The organism is Cellulomonas endophytica (assembly GCF_004123805.1).
In the GTDB taxonomy this organism is placed as follows: domain Bacteria; phylum Actinomycetota; class Actinomycetes; order Actinomycetales; family Cellulomonadaceae; genus Cellulomonas; species Cellulomonas endophytica.
The window spans coordinates 59896-76805 of the sequence record NZ_RWJX01000007.1 but is presented as its reverse complement, the minus strand read 5'-3'; the positions used below and the strand labels follow the sequence as shown (position 1 = coordinate 76805).

The 16910-nt window shown below is 78.3% G+C and carries 14 protein-coding genes; 4 read left to right on the top strand and 10 right to left on the bottom strand.

Features of this window, described 5'->3' with window-relative positions; genetic code table 11:
* The first annotated feature begins 110 nt into the window (after positions 1–110).
* On the top strand, positions 111–2420 hold the full coding sequence (locus EJA20_RS03800) for a HelD family protein (RefSeq protein ID WP_129336842.1): 2310 nt from the start codon (positions 111–113) through the stop codon (positions 2418–2420).
* Positions 2421–2514: 94 nt separating this feature from the next.
* Positions 2515–3714: a phosphoglycerate dehydrogenase gene (serA, locus tag EJA20_RS03795; RefSeq protein WP_129336841.1), complete on the top strand. Its 1200-nt coding sequence runs from the start codon at positions 2515–2517 to the stop codon at positions 3712–3714.
* A gap of 57 nt (positions 3715–3771) precedes the next feature.
* On the opposite strand, the gene EJA20_RS03790 is transcribed toward serA, so the two are convergent.
* From EJA20_RS03790 to EJA20_RS19040, 4 genes are all read right to left on the bottom strand, one after another.
* Positions 3772–4035: a DUF5302 domain-containing protein gene (locus EJA20_RS03790; RefSeq protein WP_129336840.1), complete on the bottom strand. Its 264-nt coding sequence runs from the start codon at positions 4033–4035 to the stop codon at positions 3772–3774.
* Between the two features lie 104 nt (positions 4036–4139).
* Complete coding sequence (locus EJA20_RS03785) at positions 4140–6428, bottom strand: S9 family peptidase (protein ID WP_129336839.1); 2289 nt, start codon at positions 6426–6428, stop codon at positions 4140–4142.
* Positions 6425–7009, bottom strand: coding sequence for a transcriptional regulator NrdR (gene nrdR / locus EJA20_RS03780; RefSeq protein ID WP_129336838.1), 585 nt, complete (start codon positions 7007–7009; stop codon positions 6425–6427). The genes EJA20_RS03785 and nrdR overlap by 4 nt, the downstream gene beginning before the upstream one ends.
* 125 nt (positions 7010–7134) lie before the next feature.
* The gene (locus tag EJA20_RS19040) at positions 7135–7653 is read right to left on the bottom strand and encodes a LysM peptidoglycan-binding domain-containing protein (RefSeq protein ID WP_240674992.1); all 519 of its coding nucleotides are present in this window, start codon (positions 7651–7653) and stop codon (positions 7135–7137) included.
* Between the two features lie 440 nt (positions 7654–8093).
* Here EJA20_RS19040 and lexA point away from each other — a divergent pair, with 440 nt between their 5' ends.
* Positions 8094–8801 carry a transcriptional repressor LexA gene (lexA, locus tag EJA20_RS03770; RefSeq protein WP_240675007.1) on the top strand — a complete coding sequence of 236 codons (708 nt, stop codon included), beginning with the start codon at positions 8094–8096 and terminating at the stop codon, positions 8799–8801.
* Positions 8802–8966: 165 nt separating this feature from the next.
* On the opposite strand, the gene EJA20_RS03765 is transcribed toward lexA, so the two are convergent.
* The 4 genes from EJA20_RS03765 to hflX all read right to left on the bottom strand — a co-directional run bounded on the left by EJA20_RS03765 (position 8967) and on the right by hflX (position 14077).
* Positions 8967–9974, bottom strand: a complete 1008-nt coding sequence (locus EJA20_RS03765; RefSeq protein ID WP_129336836.1) for an L-lactate dehydrogenase — start codon at positions 9972–9974, stop codon at positions 8967–8969.
* 69 nt (positions 9975–10043) lie between these two features.
* A complete protein-coding gene (locus EJA20_RS03760) occupies positions 10044–11699 on the bottom strand; it encodes an ATP-dependent DNA helicase (protein ID WP_276319521.1) in 1656 nt (551 codons plus the stop codon).
* Positions 11609–12403, bottom strand: coding sequence for a DEAD/DEAH box helicase (locus EJA20_RS19695; protein WP_129336835.1), 795 nt, complete (start codon positions 12401–12403; stop codon positions 11609–11611). The genes EJA20_RS03760 and EJA20_RS19695 overlap by 91 nt, the downstream gene beginning before the upstream one ends.
* Before the next feature lie 171 nt (positions 12404–12574).
* Positions 12575–14077: a GTPase HflX gene (hflX, locus tag EJA20_RS03750; protein WP_240674990.1), complete on the bottom strand. Its 1503-nt coding sequence runs from the start codon at positions 14075–14077 to the stop codon at positions 12575–12577.
* Positions 14078–14229: 152 nt separating this feature from the next.
* On the opposite strand from hflX, the gene EJA20_RS03745 reads away from it, so the two are divergent.
* On the top strand, positions 14230–14853 hold the full coding sequence (locus EJA20_RS03745) for a class I SAM-dependent methyltransferase (protein ID WP_129336833.1): 624 nt from the start codon (positions 14230–14232) through the stop codon (positions 14851–14853).
* A gap of 10 nt (positions 14854–14863) precedes the next feature.
* On the opposite strand, the gene dapF is transcribed toward EJA20_RS03745, so the two are convergent.
* Both dapF and miaA read right to left on the bottom strand, forming a co-directional pair.
* A complete protein-coding gene (dapF, locus tag EJA20_RS03740; RefSeq protein WP_420836399.1) occupies positions 14864–15889 on the bottom strand; it encodes a diaminopimelate epimerase in 1026 nt (341 codons plus the stop codon).
* Positions 15886–16881 carry a tRNA (adenosine(37)-N6)-dimethylallyltransferase MiaA gene (miaA, locus tag EJA20_RS03735; RefSeq protein ID WP_205687347.1) on the bottom strand — a complete coding sequence of 332 codons (996 nt, stop codon included), beginning with the start codon at positions 16879–16881 and terminating at the stop codon, positions 15886–15888. The genes dapF and miaA overlap by 4 nt, the downstream gene beginning before the upstream one ends.
* Positions 16882–16910: the final 29 nt, after the last annotated feature.

Sequence of the window (16910 nt, the reverse complement as noted above, 5' to 3'; positions counted from 1 at the left end):
ACGGGCGAGCGCCGCGGTGTCGTCCCACGACCCGCGACGCCGCCGACGGGTCCCGCAGGGGGACGGACCGGTGGGCGGTCCGGGCCGGTCGAGGACGGGGAGCGCACGGCGTGACAGGTGGCGAGCACACGCTCGAGGGCCAGCTCCGGCAGGAGCAGGCCACCGTCGACGGCCTCTACGCCCGGCTCGACGACCTGCGGGCCCGCACCCGGGACCGGTTGCGCCGGGTGCGCGCCGAGGGCCCCTCCGGCTCCCCCCAGAACCGGTCGGAGCGGGACGCGTTCGCCACCCTCCACGAGGACCGGCTGCGCCAGCTCGAGGCCGTCGAGGACCGCCTCGCCTTCGGCCGCCTGGACCTCACCGGCGGTGGCCAGCGCCACATCGGTCGCATCGGCCTCACCGACGAGCAGCAGACCCCGCTGCTCATCGACTGGCGCGCGCCCGCGGCCCAGGCCTTCTACCGCGCGACGGCGGCCCACCCCGACGGCGTCGTCCGCCGCCGCCACCTCGTCCTGCGCGGCCGCACGGTCACGGGGCTGGAGGACGAGCTGCTCGACCTGGACGGGGTCCAGGAGGGCGGGGACCTGCCGGCCCTCGCCGGGGAGGGCGCCCTCGTCGCCGCGCTGGCGGCGGCGCGGACGGGGCGGATGCACGACATCGTCGCCACCATCCAGGCCGAGCAGGACGCGATCATCCGCTCGGAGCTGCAGGGCGCGCTCGTCGTGCAGGGCGGCCCCGGCACGGGCAAGACCGCCGTGGCCCTGCACCGGACCGCCTACCTGCTGTACGCCCACCGGCGCACGCTCGAGCGCTCGGGCGTGCTCCTCGTCGGGCCCTCGCGCACCTTCCTGCGGTACATCGACCAGGTCCTGCCCTCCCTCGGGGAGACGGGCGTGGTCACGACCACGGTCGCCGAGCTCGTGCCCGGCGTCGTCGCCGACGGCCGCGAGGACGACGCGGTGGCCGCGCTCAAGGGCCGTGCGGCGATGGCGGAGGTCGTGGCCCGGGCGGTCCGGCACCGCCAGCGGGTGCCCGACGCGCCGGTGACCGTGCGCCTCGACGGGCGGACGGTCGTCGTCCGGCCCGGGGACGTGGTCGCGGCGATGGGCCGCGCGCGCCGCAACGGCCGGCCGCACAACGAGGCGCGCGCGACCTTCGTGCGCGAGATGCTCTCGCGGCTCGCCGGGCAGTACGTCGCCCAGCTCGGCTACGAGGTGGCGCCCGAGGACCGGGCCGAGGTGGTCGAGGAGCTGCGCACGACCCGCGAGATCCGCGTCGCCCTCAACCTCGCCTGGATGCCCCTGACGCCCCAGAAGCTCCTGTCGGACCTGTGGTCGCGGCCCTGGCGGCTCGAGCACGCCGCGCCGATGCTCACCCCCGCCGAGCGCGAGCTCCTGCGCCGCGACCCGGACGCCCCGTGGACGCCGGCGGACGTGCCGCTGCTCGACGAGGCCGCGGAGCTGCTCGGCGAGGACGACGCCGCGGCCCGGGCCCAGGCGCGCGAGGACGCCCGGCGGCGCCAGGAGGAGGTGGCCTACGCCCGGCACGTGCTGGAGCAGACCGGCGCGGGCGGCATGGTGTCGGCCGAGCTGCTCGCCGACCGCTTCACCGCCGGGGGTCCCGCGCTGACGACGGCCGAGCGCGCCGCCGCGGACCGGAGCTGGACGTACGGGCACGTCGTCGTCGACGAGGCGCAGGAGCTGTCGGCCATGGCGTGGCGCGTCCTCGTGCGACGGGTGCCGACCCGGTCGCTGACGATCGTCGGCGACGTGGCGCAGACGAGCGCGCCCGCCGGTGCGCACCGGTGGTCGGAGGCGCTCGACCCCGTCCTGCGCGGGTCGTGGCGGCAGGCCGAGCTCACCGTGAACTACCGCACGCCGGCGGCGGTGGCGGAGGCGGCGCACCGGGTGGCCGTGGCCGCGGGCCTGCCCGTCTCGCCGCAGACCGCGGCCCGGGACGTGCCGGACGCGCTGCGGCTCGAGGCGGTCGCGGCGGGGCCGGTGCCGGACGGGGCGCCCACGGGCGGGCTGCCGCCCGCGCTCCTCGAGCGGGCCGCGGCCGTGGCGGCCGCCGGGCTGCGCGAGGTCCGCGACGCCTCCGGTGCCGGGCGGGTCGCCGTGCTCGCCCCGGCGGGCGCCGTCGTGGCGCTGCGGACGGTGGTCGCGGCTGCGCTCGAGGCCTCCGGCGCCGCGGCCGGCTCGGGACGGGCGACCGCCACCGCCGACCCCGACGCGGCGGTGGCCGTGCTCGACGCGCGCACCGCCAAGGGCCTGGAGTTCGACCTCGTCGTGCTCGTGGAGCCGGCGGCCGTCCTCGAGGAGGGCGCGGGCGACCTCTACGTCGCGCTCACCCGGCCGACGCGCGCGCTGCACGTGCTGCACGCGCGGCCGCTGCCCCCGGGCCTGGCCGACCCGGCCTGACCCCGCCACGTGCGCGGCCCGGCCGCCGGACGGCGGGCGTCCGCCTGTCGGACCGAGGGCGTCCCGCGCTCCGGGACGGGGGCACCATGAGGCCGTGCCCAAGGCCCTGCTGCTCGAGAACCTGCACCCCCAGGCCCGGACGATCCTGGAGTCGGCCGGCTACGAGGTGACCACCCGCACCGGCGCGCTCGACGAGGCCGAGCTCGTCGAGGCGCTCGACGGGGTGGAGCTGCTCGGCATCCGGTCCAAGACGCAGGTGACCGCGGCCGCGCTGGCGGCGGCGCCCGACCTCGTCGCGCTGGGGGCCTTCTGCATCGGCACGAACCAGATCGACCTGGCCGCCGCGGCCGCGCGGGGCGTCGCGGTCTTCAACGCGCCGTTCTCGAACACGCGCTCCGTCGTCGAGATCGCGATCGCCGACATCATCGCGCTCACCCGGCGGCTCACGGTGCTCGACCGCAAGATGCACGACGGGGTCTGGGACAAGACCGCCACCGGCGCGCACGAGGTCCGCGGGCGCACGCTCGGCATCGTCGGCTACGGCAACATCGGGACGCAGCTCAGCGTCCTCGCCGAGGCCCTGGGCATGTCCGTCGTCTACTACGACACCGTCGAGAAGCTGGCCCTGGGCAACGCCCGTCGGATGGAGTCCCTCGACGCGCTCCTCGAGGTGGCGGACGTCGTCACGCTCCACGTGGACGGCCGGTCCGGGAACGCCGGGCTGTTCGGCGCGGAGCAGTTCGCGGCCATGCGCCCGGGCTCGATCTTCCTCAACCTCTCGCGCGGGTTCGTCGTCGACTACGCCGCCCTGCGGGACGCGGTCGTGGCCGGACGGGTCGTCGGGGCGGCCGTCGACGTCTTCCCCGAGGAGCCCAAGCGCAAGGGCGACCCCTTCGAGTCCGAGCTGCGGGGCCTGCCGAACGTCATCCTCACCCCGCACACCGGCGGCTCCACCGAGGAGGCGCAGGAGGCCATCGGCCGGTTCGTGGCGCACAAGCTGCGCGACTTCATGGCCACGGGCTCCACGGCCCTGTCGGTGAACGTCCCCCACGTGGCGCTGGACCAGTCGCCGGAGGTCCACCGCATCGCCTACCTGCACCGCAACGTGCCGGGCGTGCTCGCCGCCGTGAACCAGACCCTCGCCGCGCACGGCGTCAACATCGTCGGCCAGCTCCTGGCCACCCGTGGCGACCACGGCTACGTGGTGACCGACGCGGGCACGCCCGTCGACCAGGCGGCGCTCGTCGAGCTCGCCGCCCGTCCCGAGAGCGTGCGGCTGCGCCTGCTGTCCTGACGCGCCCGGGGGCGGCACCGGTCGCCCGGCACCGCCCCCGCGGTCGTCCCGCCCCGCTCAGCCCGACTTGCGCTGGAAGCGCCGGCGGCCCGGGCCCGTCGTCTCGGGCCCGTGCACGGTGCTGCCGCGCGCGACGCCCTCGGCCGAGCGGTGCGCCTGGGCCTTCTTGCGCTCGAGCGCCTCGCGGAACCGCTCCCTGGCGTCGGCGGGCGGCGCCTCCGCCCCCGCGCTGCCCGCCGGCGCGGCCGTCGTGTCCTCCGGGACCGCGTCGGGCGTGCCGGCGGCGCCCGGCGTGCGGGCCTCCTGTGCGGCGTCGTCCATGGGACCTCCCTCTCCGGGCGCGCGGGGCGCCCCGTCCGGGCGCGCGGTGCGCCGGTGACCAGGCTGGACCACGTCGGCGACGCGGGCCAGGGCATTCTGCGGGCTCACCCGGCGGTGGCACCCGCCGGTCCGTGGCCCGGGGCGACGAGGTCGGCGCCGTCGGCGCCGCCGGCGCCGTCGGCCTCGCCGTCCACGTCGCGGTCGCCGTCCGTCGGCACCCGCACGGGCAGGTGCTCGTCCCACCACCGCAGGAGGTGGGCGAAGCGCGCGACGCGGTGCGAGGGCCGCCCGGACCGGGTCAGCTCGTGGCCCTCGCCGGGGAACAGCAGCAGCCGGGTCGGGACCCCGCGGCGCCTGAGCTCGACGAACCACCGCTGCCCCTGCTCGACGGGGCAGCGCCAGTCGTGCTCCGAGTGCACGACGAGGGTCGGCGTCCGCACGGCCCCGACGTGGGCCATCGGGGACTGCGCGGCGACCAGGGCGGCGCCCTCGGGGGTCGCGGCGTCGCCGACGTACTCGAGCCCGAAGAACCACCCGATGTCGCTGGAGCCGACGAAGCTGACGGGGTCGAGGAAGCCGCGCTCGACGACGGCCGCCGCGAAGCGCTGCGTGCGCGTCGTGAGCCACGCCGTCAGGTAGCCGCCGTAGGAGCCGCCGAGCGCGCCCGTCCGGGCCTCGTCGAGGTCGTCGGCGGTCAGGGCCGCGTCGAGCAGGGCGAGGACGTCGTCCGTGTCGACCGTGCCCATCGCCTGCCGGATGGCCAGCGCGTGGGCACGGCCGTAGCCCGCCGACCCGCGCGGGTTGCCCATGACGACCGCATAGCCGGCGTGCGCGAGCACCTGGGCCTCGTCGAACACCGCGCCCGTGTACTGGGCGTGCGGGCCGCCGTGGATCATCAGCAGGGTCGGGTACGGGCCCGGGCCGTGCAGCGCGGGGTCGGGCCGCACGGTCCAGCCGTGCACGGCCGTGCCGTCCGGGGCGTGGGCCGTCAGCTCCTCCGCCCGGCGCAGCCGGCCCGTCGCCCGCAACGGGCCGGACAGGTCGGTCACCGCACGCGCCTCGCCCCCCGCGGGGTCCACGACGAGCACGTCGCCGGCCGTGGCCGGGCCCGCGGCGCTGACGACGACCACGTCGCCGGCGGCGGCGGCGGCGGTGACGACGGCAGGACCGCCGCCGACCGACGGGTCGAGGCCGACGAGGACCTCCCGCCGCGTGCCGTCCGCCGCCACCTCGAGGAGGGGCTGCGCGCCGCGGTGCACGCGCGCGACGAGGACCGCGCCGCCGCGGGGCACGAGGACCTCCGGGTCGAGGTCGACGTCCTCGTCGGTCAGGCGCTCCGGCGGCCCGGCCGGGGCGCCGTCCGCGCCGAGCGGCAGGCGCAGCAGGCCCGTCGCGCGACCGACGAAGTCCCGGCCGGTCGGCCCCGTCTCCGACCCCAGCAGCCACAGGGAGAGGCCGTCGGGCGCCGGGCGCACGGCGTCGACGGCGAGGGTGCTGCCGGCGTCGGCGTCCGTGAGCCGTGCCCAGCCCGCGGTGCCGCCCGGTGCGGGCACCACGGTGCCGGCAGGGCCGTCGGCGGCGGCGGCGTCGGCCGCGTCGCGGTCCCCCGCCGTCGCCGGGGCCCGGGCACCGTCGCGGCCCGGGGCCGGGTCGCGCCGTCCGGCCGGGACGGGCACGGGGAGGACGGCCGGCACCGGGACGCGGACCACGTCCGTGCGCAGGTCCTCGTCGCGCGCCGTGTGCACGGCCGTCACGACGAGGAGCGCCGTGCCGGCGGCGTCCCATGCGAGGGAGCGCACCTCGTGGTCCCCGGGCGTCACGTCGAGGGCCGGGGCCGGCCGGGGGTCGACCGCGGCGAGGGTGGCGTCCGCGGCGACGCCGGGGAGGTCGACGACGAGCGCGTGCCGCGGCCGGTCGTGGAGGAAACCGAGCGCGTCCGCCCGGTAGCGGTACCGGTCCACGAGACGCGGCGGCTCCGCCCCGGGGTCGCCGTCCCGCTCGTACCGCCCCCGCTCGGGGATGCGGGCGAGCACCGCCAGCCGACGCCCGTCGGGCGAGACCGCCGGCGCCTGCACGCCCAGCGGCGCGTCCGTCAGCCGGACGGCGTCCCCCCCGGCCAGCGGCAGCAGGAACGCCTGCCCCGGCACGCCGGGGGACGCGCGCACGAACACGACCGCGCCGCCGTCCGGCGTCACGGCGGGCTCCGTGTCACGGTGGCCGGTCGTCAACCGGCGGGGGACGGCGTCGCCGTGCAGCGGCACGAGCCACAGGCCACCCGTGGCCTCGTCCGCCTCGAGGTCCGGCGCCGTGACCGCCACGACGGCGGCCGAGCCGTCGGGGAGGACCGCAGGACGCCCGGGCGTGCGGAGGAGGGCGATGTCGTCGGGGATCACGCCCCGACGCTAGTGCCCCGCCCGGCGGGGAGCGGGCTGGGCCCCGCCCCCACGCCCTCGCGCGACTCGTCGCCCCCGGGACCGGTGGGTGACGGGGTGGCCGCACCGTCCGGGGCGTCGACGCCGGCGACCCCCTCGCGCTCCGCACGCAGGACGTGGATGGCCGCCTCGAAGTCCTCGAGGGAGTCGAAGGCCTGGTACACGCTGGCGAAGCGCAGGTACGCGACCTCGTCGAGCTCGCGGAGCGGGCCGAGGATCGCCAGGCCCACCTCGTAGGCGTCGATCTCCGGCTGGCCCGACGAGCGCAGCGTCTCCTCGACCTTCTGCGCGAGCAGCGCCAGGTCGTCCTCGCTCACGGGCCGGCCCTGGCACGCCTTGCGGACGCCGTTGACCACCTTGTCGCGCCGGAAGGGCTCGCTCGCCCCCGACCGCTTGACGACCGACAGGCTCGTCGTCTCCACGGTGGTGAACCGGCGCTGGCACTGGGGGCACTGCCGCCGGCGCCGGATCGCCGAGCCGTCGTCCGACGTGCGGGAGTCCACGACGCGGGAGTCCGGGTTCCGGCAGAACGGGCAGTGCACGACGCCCCCTTCGGGCTGCGACCGGGGCGGGTGCCCGCCGGGCGCGTGGCGCGCCGCGCTCGACGCTAGGCGGCGGGCGCGGGCCCGTGCAAGCGACGGGCCGCAGGACCCGTCCGCCGGCACGGTCAGCCGCCGACCGGCACCACGATCGTCTGCCCGGCGGCGAGCGCCGACGAGGGCAGACCGTTGAGGGTCACCAGGTCGAGCACCACGTCGCGCACGTCCTGGCCCGGCTCCGCCACACCCTCAGCGATCCCCCACAGGGTCTCCCCCGGCAGGACGACGTGCTGCGCCACCGCGGCGGGGCCGGCGACCTCGGCGCGGGCGGCGTCCGCGCCCCACACCCCGAGCCCGGCGGCCGCGAGCGCGAGCCCGGCGGCCACGAGGCGACCCCGACCGGTCAGCCGCAGCCCCCCCGGCCGCCCACCGCCCACCGGCCCGGCGGGCGCCGGCTCGCCGGACGTGCGCCTGGAGCTCTCCGTCACCGCGGGCACCGGTGCGGTCGGCACCCCGGTCGCCCGGGTCCGCCCGGCCGTCGTGCGCGCCGTGCCGCTCGTCGTGCGCGCCGTGCCGGTCGTCGTACCGGTCGTCGTGCGCGCCGTGCTCCTGGTCGTGCCGGTCCGCGTCATGGTCGTCGTGCTCACCGCCGTCGCCTCCTCCATCGTCCGTGGGTCCAGCCCCGTGCCCTGCCCGGTCGTGCGTCCCGTCGCCCCCTGGGCGCGGCCACCGCCGCCCGTCACGCTCGCACCGACCACCGACACGCCGTCTCCGTGCTCGTACGCCTGTTCGACGAACGTGTGTACGGTTCTACCACGCGGTCCCGACACGCGTCGAGACACGCTCGAACAGGTGTTTGATGCGACGTCCCGCCGCTCCTAGGGTTCTGCACGAGGCACAGCGCACCACCGACCACCGACACGACCGTCCCCGGCCCCGCGGCCGGTGCCCGACGGGCACGCCAGAGGAGAGCGACGTGAGCGACAGGACGCCCGACCGCGAGGGGTCGACGGGCACCGATCCGGGGGGCGCCGCACCGCGGCGGGGCCGCCCGCGCACGGCCGACGTCGAGGCGCTCGCCGCGGTCCTGCAGCTCCCGGAGCCCGACGCCGGTCCCGACGGGCTGACGGCGCGGCAGCGCATGGTGCTCGAGACCGTCCGGGCCTCCGTCGAGCGCCGCGGCTACCCGCCGAGCATGCGGGAGATCGGGGAGGCGGTCGGCCTCACGAGCCCCTCGAGCGTGAAGCACCAGCTCACGGCGCTCGAGCGCAAGGGCCTGCTGCGGCGCGACCCCCACCGGCCGCGCGCCATGGAGGTCGTCCTGCCCGACGGCGCCCGGGCAGCCACCCGCACGGCGGCTCCGGCGCCGGTCCACGAGCTGACCGTGCCGGGCACGGGCGACGACGAGGCCTCGGCCCCGGCGCCGGCCTACGTGCCCCTGGTCGGCCGGATCGCCGCGGGCGGCCCGATCGTCGCCGAGCAGGTCGTCGAGGACGTCTTCCCGCTGCCGCGGCAGCTCGTCGGCGACGGGGAGCTCTTCCTCCTGGCCGTCCGCGGCGACTCGATGGTCGACGCCGCCATCTGCGACGGGGACTGGGTCGTGGTGCGGCGCCAGCCCGTCGCCGAGAACGGCCAGATCGTCGCCGCGATGATCGACGGCGAGGCGACGGTCAAGACCTTCCGCCGCGCGGACGGCCACGTCTGGCTCATGCCGCACAACCCGGCGTACGAGCCCATCCCGGGTGACGAGGCCACGGTGCTCGGACGCGTCGTGAGCGTGCTCCGCGCGCTCTGACCCCCGCGCCCGCCCCTCCCGACGCTCGGCCCCGGCGCACGATCCCGGCGCACGATCCCGGCGCACGATCCCGGCGCACCGCCCGGCCGCGGGCCGGGGTCGTGCGGCGGAGCGGCCGGCCGGCCGCGGCCGCCCGCCCCCGCCGTGCCTCAGAGCCTCAGGGCCTCAGAACCCGAAGCGACGCGCCACGGAGCGCACGGCCTCGGCCGACCGCCGCAGCCCCGCGAGCTCGTCGGCGGACATGGGGACCTCGAGACGGTCCCCCACGCCGCCACGGCCGACCAGCGCCGGCACCGACAGGCACACGTCGCTGATGCCGTGGTAGCCGTCGAGGAGCGAGGAGACGGGCAGGATGCGCTGCTCGTCCTTGACCACCGCCTCGATGATCCGCGAGCCGGCGAGGGCGACGGCGTAGTTCGTCGCGCCCTTGCCGGCGATGATCTTGTAGGCGGACTCCACGACCTCGCGCGCGATGTCCTCGCGCACCTCCGACGTCAGCGCGCCCCGTCCGCCGATGCCGTTCCAGTCGAGCAGCGGCACGGCGCCGATGCTCGCCGAGCTCCACAGGGGCAGCTCCGTGTCGCCGTGCTCGCCCGCCACGTAGGCGTGCACGTTCTGCACCGCCACCCCGGTGTGCCGGGCGATGAGGTAGCGCAGCCGCGAGGAGTCCAGGACGGTCCCGGAGCCGAACATCCGGGCCGGCGGGAGGCCCGACAGGCGCAGCGCGGCGTAGGTGACGACGTCGACGGGGTTGGTGACCATGACGTAGACGGCGTCCGGCGCCACCTCGACGAGCGGCGGCAGGATCTTCTTGATGAGGGACACCGTCGCCTCGGCCAGGTCGAGCCGCGTCTGCCCCGGCCGCTGCTTGGCGCCCGCCGTCACGACGACGACGTCGGAGTCGGCGCAGACGGCGATGTCGTCCGACCCGAGGATCTCGGCCATGGGCATGAACTGGATGCCGTGGCCGAGGTCGAGGGCCTCCGCCTCGACCTTGGCCTTGTCGATGTCGTAGAGCGCGACGGTGCGGGCGGCACCGCGCATGAGGGCGGCGTACGCCATCGTCGACCCGACCGCGCCGGCCCCGACGATCGAGAGCTTCGACGTCCGACGCGGCGGTGGGGCGGACGCCAGCCCGCCCTCGTCGCCGTCCAGACCGGGCTGCTCCGTCATCGGACCTCCTGCTCGACGCCGTGCCGGCCGGGCCGCCGGCACCGGGGCCCCGGGCCCCTGCGGCCGAGGCTATCGGCCCGGCGCCGACGCCGTCGCGCCGACCGGGCCCGCGAGCCGGCGCAGGGCCGCCCGCACCAGCGCGGGGTCGTCGGTCGGCCAGAGGTCGGGCAGGGACCGCCGCAGGAACTCCCCGTAGCGGGCGGTGGCGAGCCGCGGGTCGAGCACGGCGACGACCCCGCGGTCGTCGAGCGACCGGATGAGCCGGCCGGCCCCCTGCGCGAGCAGCAGCGCGGCGTGGGCGGCGGAGACGGTCATGAACCCGTTGCCCCCCGCGCGGTCCACGGACTCCGAGCGCGCGGCGCGCACGGGGTCGTCCGGGCGCGGGAAGGGGATCCGGTCGATGACGACGAGGCGGCACGTGGGCCCGGGCACGTCCACCCCCTGCCAGAGCGACAGGGTGCCGAACAGGCACGTCTCCTCGCTCTCGGCGAACCGGCGCACGAGGGTCGGCAGCACGTCGTCGCCCTGGAGGAGCACCGGCACGTCGAGCCGCTCCCGCAGCGCCAGCGCCGCGGCCTCGGCCGCGCGGCGGGAGGAGAAGAGCCCGAGGGTGCGCCCGCCGGCGGCCTCCACGAGTCCGGCGAGCTCGTCGAGCTGGGCGGGGGTCGCGGGCTCGCGCCCCGGGGCGGGCAGGTGCCGGGCCGTGTAGAGGATGCCCTGGCGGCGGTAGTCGAAGGGGCTGCCCACGTCCAGCGCCCGCCAGGGCAGCGCGACGTCGGGCGGCGGCACGGGTCCCCGCGGGCCGGCCGCGGCGTCGGGGGACGCCGGCGCCGGCGCGCCGGGCGAGGTCGCTGCCGGGGACGTCCCGCCCTCCCCCGGCACCCCGACGCCGGCGGCGCGGGGAGCGCTCGCCCCCGGGGCGCCGGAGGCGGCGACGGCCTCGCCCGTCGGTCGCGCCGCGGCCGCCGCGTCGCGGCCGGCGCGGGTCCCGGTCAGCCCCATGCTCCGCGCGACGGGGTCGAAGGACCCGCCGAGCGCGAGGGTCGCCGACGTCAGCACGCTCGCACGCCCGGCCAGCAGGTTCGTCCGGACGAGGCCCTGCACGGCCAGCGGCGCCGCGTGCAGCCGGGTCAGGGTGGAGCCGCGCCGGTCCTCGCCCCGCGCGCACCACAGCACCGTCCGCGGGCCCTCCGCCGGGTCGGCGACCATCCGCTCGGTGACCTCGAACAGCGCGAGGACGGCGCCCGTGGCCATCTTGCGGCCGCCGTCCGCCGGGCCCCGCGGGGTGCCGGCGTCGGGCCGCAGGGCGGTCAGCAGCGTGCGGGCGGCGTCGCGGACGGCCGTCACGGCGTCCCGTGCCGCGTCGGGCAGCCCCTGCGGGAAGCGGCCCTCGGGCAGCTCGACGAGCGCGACCGCCAGCGCCTGGCCCGCGGCGTCGAGGTCCGTCGTCGGGAGCCCGCCGTGACGCCGGGTCAGCCGGGCGGCGTGCTCCACCGTCGCGAGGGAGAGCTCGGCGGTGGCCTGCGCCGTCACCCGGTCGGTGAGCTCGTGCGCCTCGTCGACGACGAGCACCGCGTGCTCGGGCAGCACGTTGGGCGAGCCGGACGCCGCGATGCCGAGCATGGCGTGGTTCGTCACGACGACGTCGGCCTCGCGCGCGAGCGTGCGCGCCCGCTCGGGGAAGCAGTCGTCGACCAGGGGGCACGACGAGCCGAGGCACTCCAGCGCGGTGACCGAGACCTGGCGCCAGGCCCGGTCCGCGACGCCGGGCACGAGGTCGTCGCGGTCGCCGGTCCCCGTCTCCTCGGCCCAGGTCGCAGCCGCACGACCTGCTCGCCGAGGGACTCGCCGCCCCCACCGCCCCCGCGCCCCCGGCCGCCCCCGCCCGGGCCGCCGGTGCCACCCGTCCCGCCGCCGGACCCGGCCGGCTCCGGGTGCTCGGCCGCCCCGCCGCGATCGCCGAGGTCGAACAGGGCGCCGGGCTCCTCCTGCGGGTAGCCGCCGGCGACCTTGTGGGCGCAGAGGTAGTTGTGCCAGCCCTTGAGGAGGGCGATCCGCGGCGGGCGCGGCAGGGCGGGGGCCAGCGCGTCGGCGACGAGGGGCAGGTCGCGCGTGAGGACCTGCCGCTGGAGCGCGAGGGTCGCCGTCGAGACCACGACGCGCTCGTCCTCGAGCACGGCGTGCCGCACGGCGGGGACGAGGTAGCCCAGCGACTTGCCGGTCCCGGTGCCCGCCTGCACGAGGAGGTGCTCGCCGCGCTCGAGCGTCTCGGCGACCGCCCGCGCCATGGCGCGCTGCCCCTCGCGGGCCGCCCCGCCCAGCGCCGCGACGGCACGGTCGAGCAGGTCGTCGACGGGCGCGGTCACGTCGTCCGGGGCGTCACCGCCGTCGCTGGCCGCGGGGGCGGCGGGACGGGCGGGGGCGGGCACCGCGACAGCCTAGACGCGGCGCGCCCCGCCGCGTCGGGGTCCTCCACCGGCGGGGTGCGCCCCGCGGGCGTCCCCGGTCGGGACGCGGCGCGCACGGCGCCGGCGAGGACGACCGGGGCCGCGGCACGGGGGGTCGCACCCCCGTGCCGCGACCCGGGGCCGGGGGCTCCGTCAGACCGCGACGGCCTCGAGCTCGGCGGCCAGGGTGGCGTCGACCCGGGCGCGCAGGAGCGTGCCCTCGGGCCGGTGCTCCTCCGCGTCGACCTCGCCGTGCTCGTGCGCGCGGCTGACGAGGTCGCCGCGGCTGTAGGGCACCACGACCTCGACGCTCACGCGCGGGCGCGGCAGCTGGTCGGCGACGAGCGCCCGCAGCTCCTCGATGCCCTCGCCCGTGTGGGCGGAGACGACCACGGAGTGCACCTCGCGCGAGCGCAGCCGGGCGACGACCGCCGGGTCGGCGGCGTCCACCTTGTTGAGCACGATGATCTCGGGCACGTCCATCGCCCCGGGGATGTCCGCGAAGACGTGGCGCACGGCCGCGATCTGGCCCTCGGGGTCCGGGTGCGCCGCGTCGACGACGTGGAGGATGAGGTCGGCCTCGGCCACCTCCTCCAGCGACGAGCGGAACGCCTCGACGAGCTGGTGCGGCAGCGCCCGCACGAAGCCGACGGTGTCGGACAGCGTGTAGGTGCGGCCGTCGGGCGTCTGCGCGCGCCGGACGGTCGGGTCCAGCGTCGCGAACAGCGCGTTCTCGACGAGGACCCCCGCGCCCGTCAGCCGGTTGAGCAGCGAGGACTTGCCCGCGTTCGTGTACCCGGCGATGGCGACGGACGGCACCGCGTTGCGGCGGCGGCCGGCGCGCTTCGTCTGCCGCGCGGGAGCCATCGCGGCGATCTCGCGGCGCAGCTTGGCCATGCGGTCGCGGATGCGGCGGCGGTCGAGCTCGATCTTCGTCTCGCCCGGGCCGCGCGAGCCCATCCCGGCGCCCGCGCCGCCGACCTGGCCACCGGCCTGGCGGGACATGGACTCGCCCCAGCCGCGCAGGCGCGGGAGCAGGTACTCCAGCTGCGCCAGCTCGACCTGCGCCTTGCCCTCCCGGCTCTTCGCGTGCTGGGCGAAGATGTCGAGGATGAGGGCCGTGCGGTCGACGACCTTGACGCGGACGACGTCCTCGAGCGCGCGGCGCTGGGAGGGCGCGAGCTCGCCGTCGACGACCACGGTGTCGGCGCCGGCCGACGCGACGAGGGACGCCAGCTCGGCGGCCTTGCCCGAGCCGAGGTACGTGCTCGGGTCGGGCGTCGCCCGGCGCTGGAGCAGCCCGTCGAGCACCTCCGAGCCCGCCGTCTCGGCGAGGGCGGCGAGCTCGCGCAGCGAGATCTCGGCGTCGGTCGAGCTGCCGCCGGACCAGAGCCCGACGAGGACGACCTTCTCCAGGCGCAGCTGCCGGTACTCGACCTCGGTGACGTCCTCGAGCTCGGTGGACAGCCCTGCGACGCGCCGCAGGGAGCTGCGCTCCTCCAGGTCGAGCTGCTCGCCGTCGTAGGAGGAGTGGACGGTCTCCCCCGCCTGCAGCGCGGTGCCGGCGCGGGCGAGGACGCGGGCCACCACGTCGTCGGCCACCTCCTGCGGCGTGCGGTCAGCCGTGGTGCCAGGTGTGGTGCGGGGGTCGTTCACGCAGGTCCTCTCGACCGGGGGCGCCACCGGTGCGGCGGCCCGTCCAGGGTCGCACGGGGCCCTGCGCGGCACCACAGATTTCGCCGCAGGCCGACAGCCCGCGAGCCGCCCGCCCCCTGCCGCCCGCCACCCGCCCGCTAGCCTCGGCGTCCGTGAGCGAGCCCGACCACTACTTCACCGCCGCGCCGGCCTCCCCCGCCGAGCTGCGGACGCGGCAGGTGGTGCTCGCCGGCCGCGAGCTGTCCGTGCGCACCGCCGGCGGCGTCTTCTCGCCGGACCACGTCGACCACGCCACCGCCGTCCTGCTCGACCACGTCCCGCCGCCGCCCCCGGACGGCGACCTCCTCGACCTCGGCTGCGGTTGGGGGCCGGTCGCGCTGACGCTGGCGCTGCGCTCGCCCGGGGCCCGCGTGTGGGCCGTGGACGTCAACGAGCGCGCGCTCGACCTCGTCCGGCGCAACGCCGCGGACCTCGCCCTGACCGGCGTGGTCGCCGCCCGCCCGGACGACGTGCCGGACGACGTCCGGTTCGCCGCGCTGTGGTCCAACCCGCCCGTCCGGGTGGGCAAGCCGGCCCTGCACGCCCTCCTGCTGCGGTGGTTGCCGCGGCTGGCGCCGGGGGCGGCGGCGCACCTCGTCGTCGGGAAGAACCTGGGCGCCGACTCCCTGCACCGCTGGCTCGAGGGCGAGGGCTGGGCGGTGGAGCGCACCGCGTCCGCGCGCGGGTTCCGCGTGCTCGAGGTCCGGGCGGGCGACGAGGGGCCCGTGGCCGGCTGACGCCCCGGGCTCAGCGGTCGGCCGCCTCCAGGACGCCCAGGTCCACATCGGCCTCGGCGACGAGGACCGCCGGTCCCGCGAGCTCCACGTGGCCGTCCGGCCGCGCGGTGACCAGCACGGTGCCCCCGGGCACGTCGACGAGCCAGGTGCTCGGCGCCCCGGCGCCCGCCCAGGTCCGCACGGCCAGCGCCGCGGCGCACGCGCCCGTCCCGCACGACGGGGTCTCCCCGACGCCGCGCTCGTGCACGCGCATGCGGACCCGGCCGACCGTCCCGAGGACGGGGTCCTCGAGCTCGCCCAGCGGGACGACGAGCTCGGTGTTCGTGCCCGCCGGCGGCACCGGCACGACCTGGGGGGCCTCCCGCAGGTCCGCGGCGACGAGCTCGTCCTCGCCCGCGAGCGCGAGCACGGTGTGCGGGTTCCCCAGGTCGACGGACAGGGCGGGCCGCGCCACGGGCAGCCCGGCCACGAGGACCTCCGCGTCCCCGCCCGCACGGGCGGCCGCGTCGCCGCCCGGCAGCCGCCAGGCGCCCATGTCGACGGCGTACCAGGGGTCGCCGGACGGGCCGGCGGCGGCGGGCGGCGCCACGCGTCGGACCCGCTTGACGCCCGCGCGGGTGCCGAGGGCGAGGTCACCCAGGGCGGCGTCCCACAGGCCGTGCCGCTCGAGGAGCGCGGCGGTGACCCGCACGCCGTTCCCGCACATCTCCGCGACGGAGCCGTCCGCGTTGCGGTAGTCCATGAACAGCGTCGCCGCGGGGTCGTCCGCGAGCGCCGCGGCGCCCTCGGGCAGGTGCCCGCTGCCGACGACCCGGATGACGCCGTCCCCGCCCACGCCGCCGCGCCGGTCCGCCAGCGCGCGCACCGCGCCGGGCGTGAGGGCGACCTCGCCCGCGGGGTCGACGAGGAGCACGAAGTCGTTCCGGGTGCCGTGGCCCTTCGTCACCGCCAGGACCCTGCGGGGCCCGCCGGGGGCGGCCGGGGCGGCGGACGACGGCACGCCGGGCGCGACGGCCGGGGCTCCCGGGAGGCTCACGAGCCCAGCGTACGGTGCGTCGGCGCGGCGCCCTCGGCGCTGACCAGGGTGCCGGCGTCGGCGGCGCGGACCGCCGCGAGCGCGTGCTCCGCGAGGTCCGGGTCCTGCGCGTCGAGCCAGTGCACGCGCGGGTCCCGGCCGAACCAGCCCATCTGGCGGCGGGCCAGGCGGCGGGTCCCCGCGGTGACGGCCGAGCGGGCCGCGTCCTCGTCGAGACCGCCCGCGAGGAGCGCCAGGACCTCCGCGTAGCCCGTGGCCCGGGCGGCGGTGCGCCCCAGTCCGCCCGCCCGCAGCCGCCGCACCTCGTCGACGAGCCCCGTCTCCCACATCCGGGCGGTCCGGCGGGCGACGCGGTCGTCGAGGACGGCGCGGTCGCAGTCGAGGCCGAGCTGGAGCGCCGGGAGGGCGTAGGTGTGGTCCGGCAGGTGCGCCGAGTACGGCCGGCCGGTGAGGGCGATGACCTCCAGCGCCCGCACCACGCGACGCGCGTTGCGGGGCTCGATGCGGGCGGCCGCGGCCGGGTCGGCGCGGGAGAGCTCGGCGTGCAGGGCGCGGCTGCCCTCCGCCTCGACGCGCGCCTCCAGCCGGGCGCGCACCTCCGGGTCCGTCCCGGGGAACTCGAGGCGGTCGAGCAGCGCCCGCACGTAGAGCCCCGACCCGCCGACGACCACGGGACGGCGGCCGCGGGCGCGCACGTCCGCGACCGCGGCGCGCGCGAGCACCTGGTAGTCCGCGACGGACGCCTCCTGCGTCGGGTCGAGGACGTCTAGCACGTGGTGCGGGACGCCGCCGCGCTCCCCCGGCGGCACCTTGGCCGTGCCGACGTCCATGCCGCGGTAGAGCTGCAGCGCGTCCGCGTTGACGACCTCCCCGTCCAGGGCCTGCGCCAGCGCGATGCCCAGGTCCGACTTGCCGGTGGCCGTGGGCCCGACGACCGCCACGACGAGGGGGTGCCCGGCCTCGCCGGCGCCCGCGGCGGTCCCCCGGGCCACGCCCTCGTCGGGTGCGGGCCCGTCGGGTG

What these genes read in the sequence shown, in the direction of transcription:
- EJA20_RS03790 (WP_129336840.1), bottom strand. Translation starts at nt 4,035, where the DNA reads ATGGACGACGCCGCACAGGAGGCCCGCACGCCGGGCGCCGCCGGCACG.
- EJA20_RS03765 (WP_129336836.1), bottom strand. Translation starts at nt 9,974, where the DNA reads ATGACGGAGCAGCCCGGTCTGGACGGCGACGAGGGCGGGCTGGCGTCC.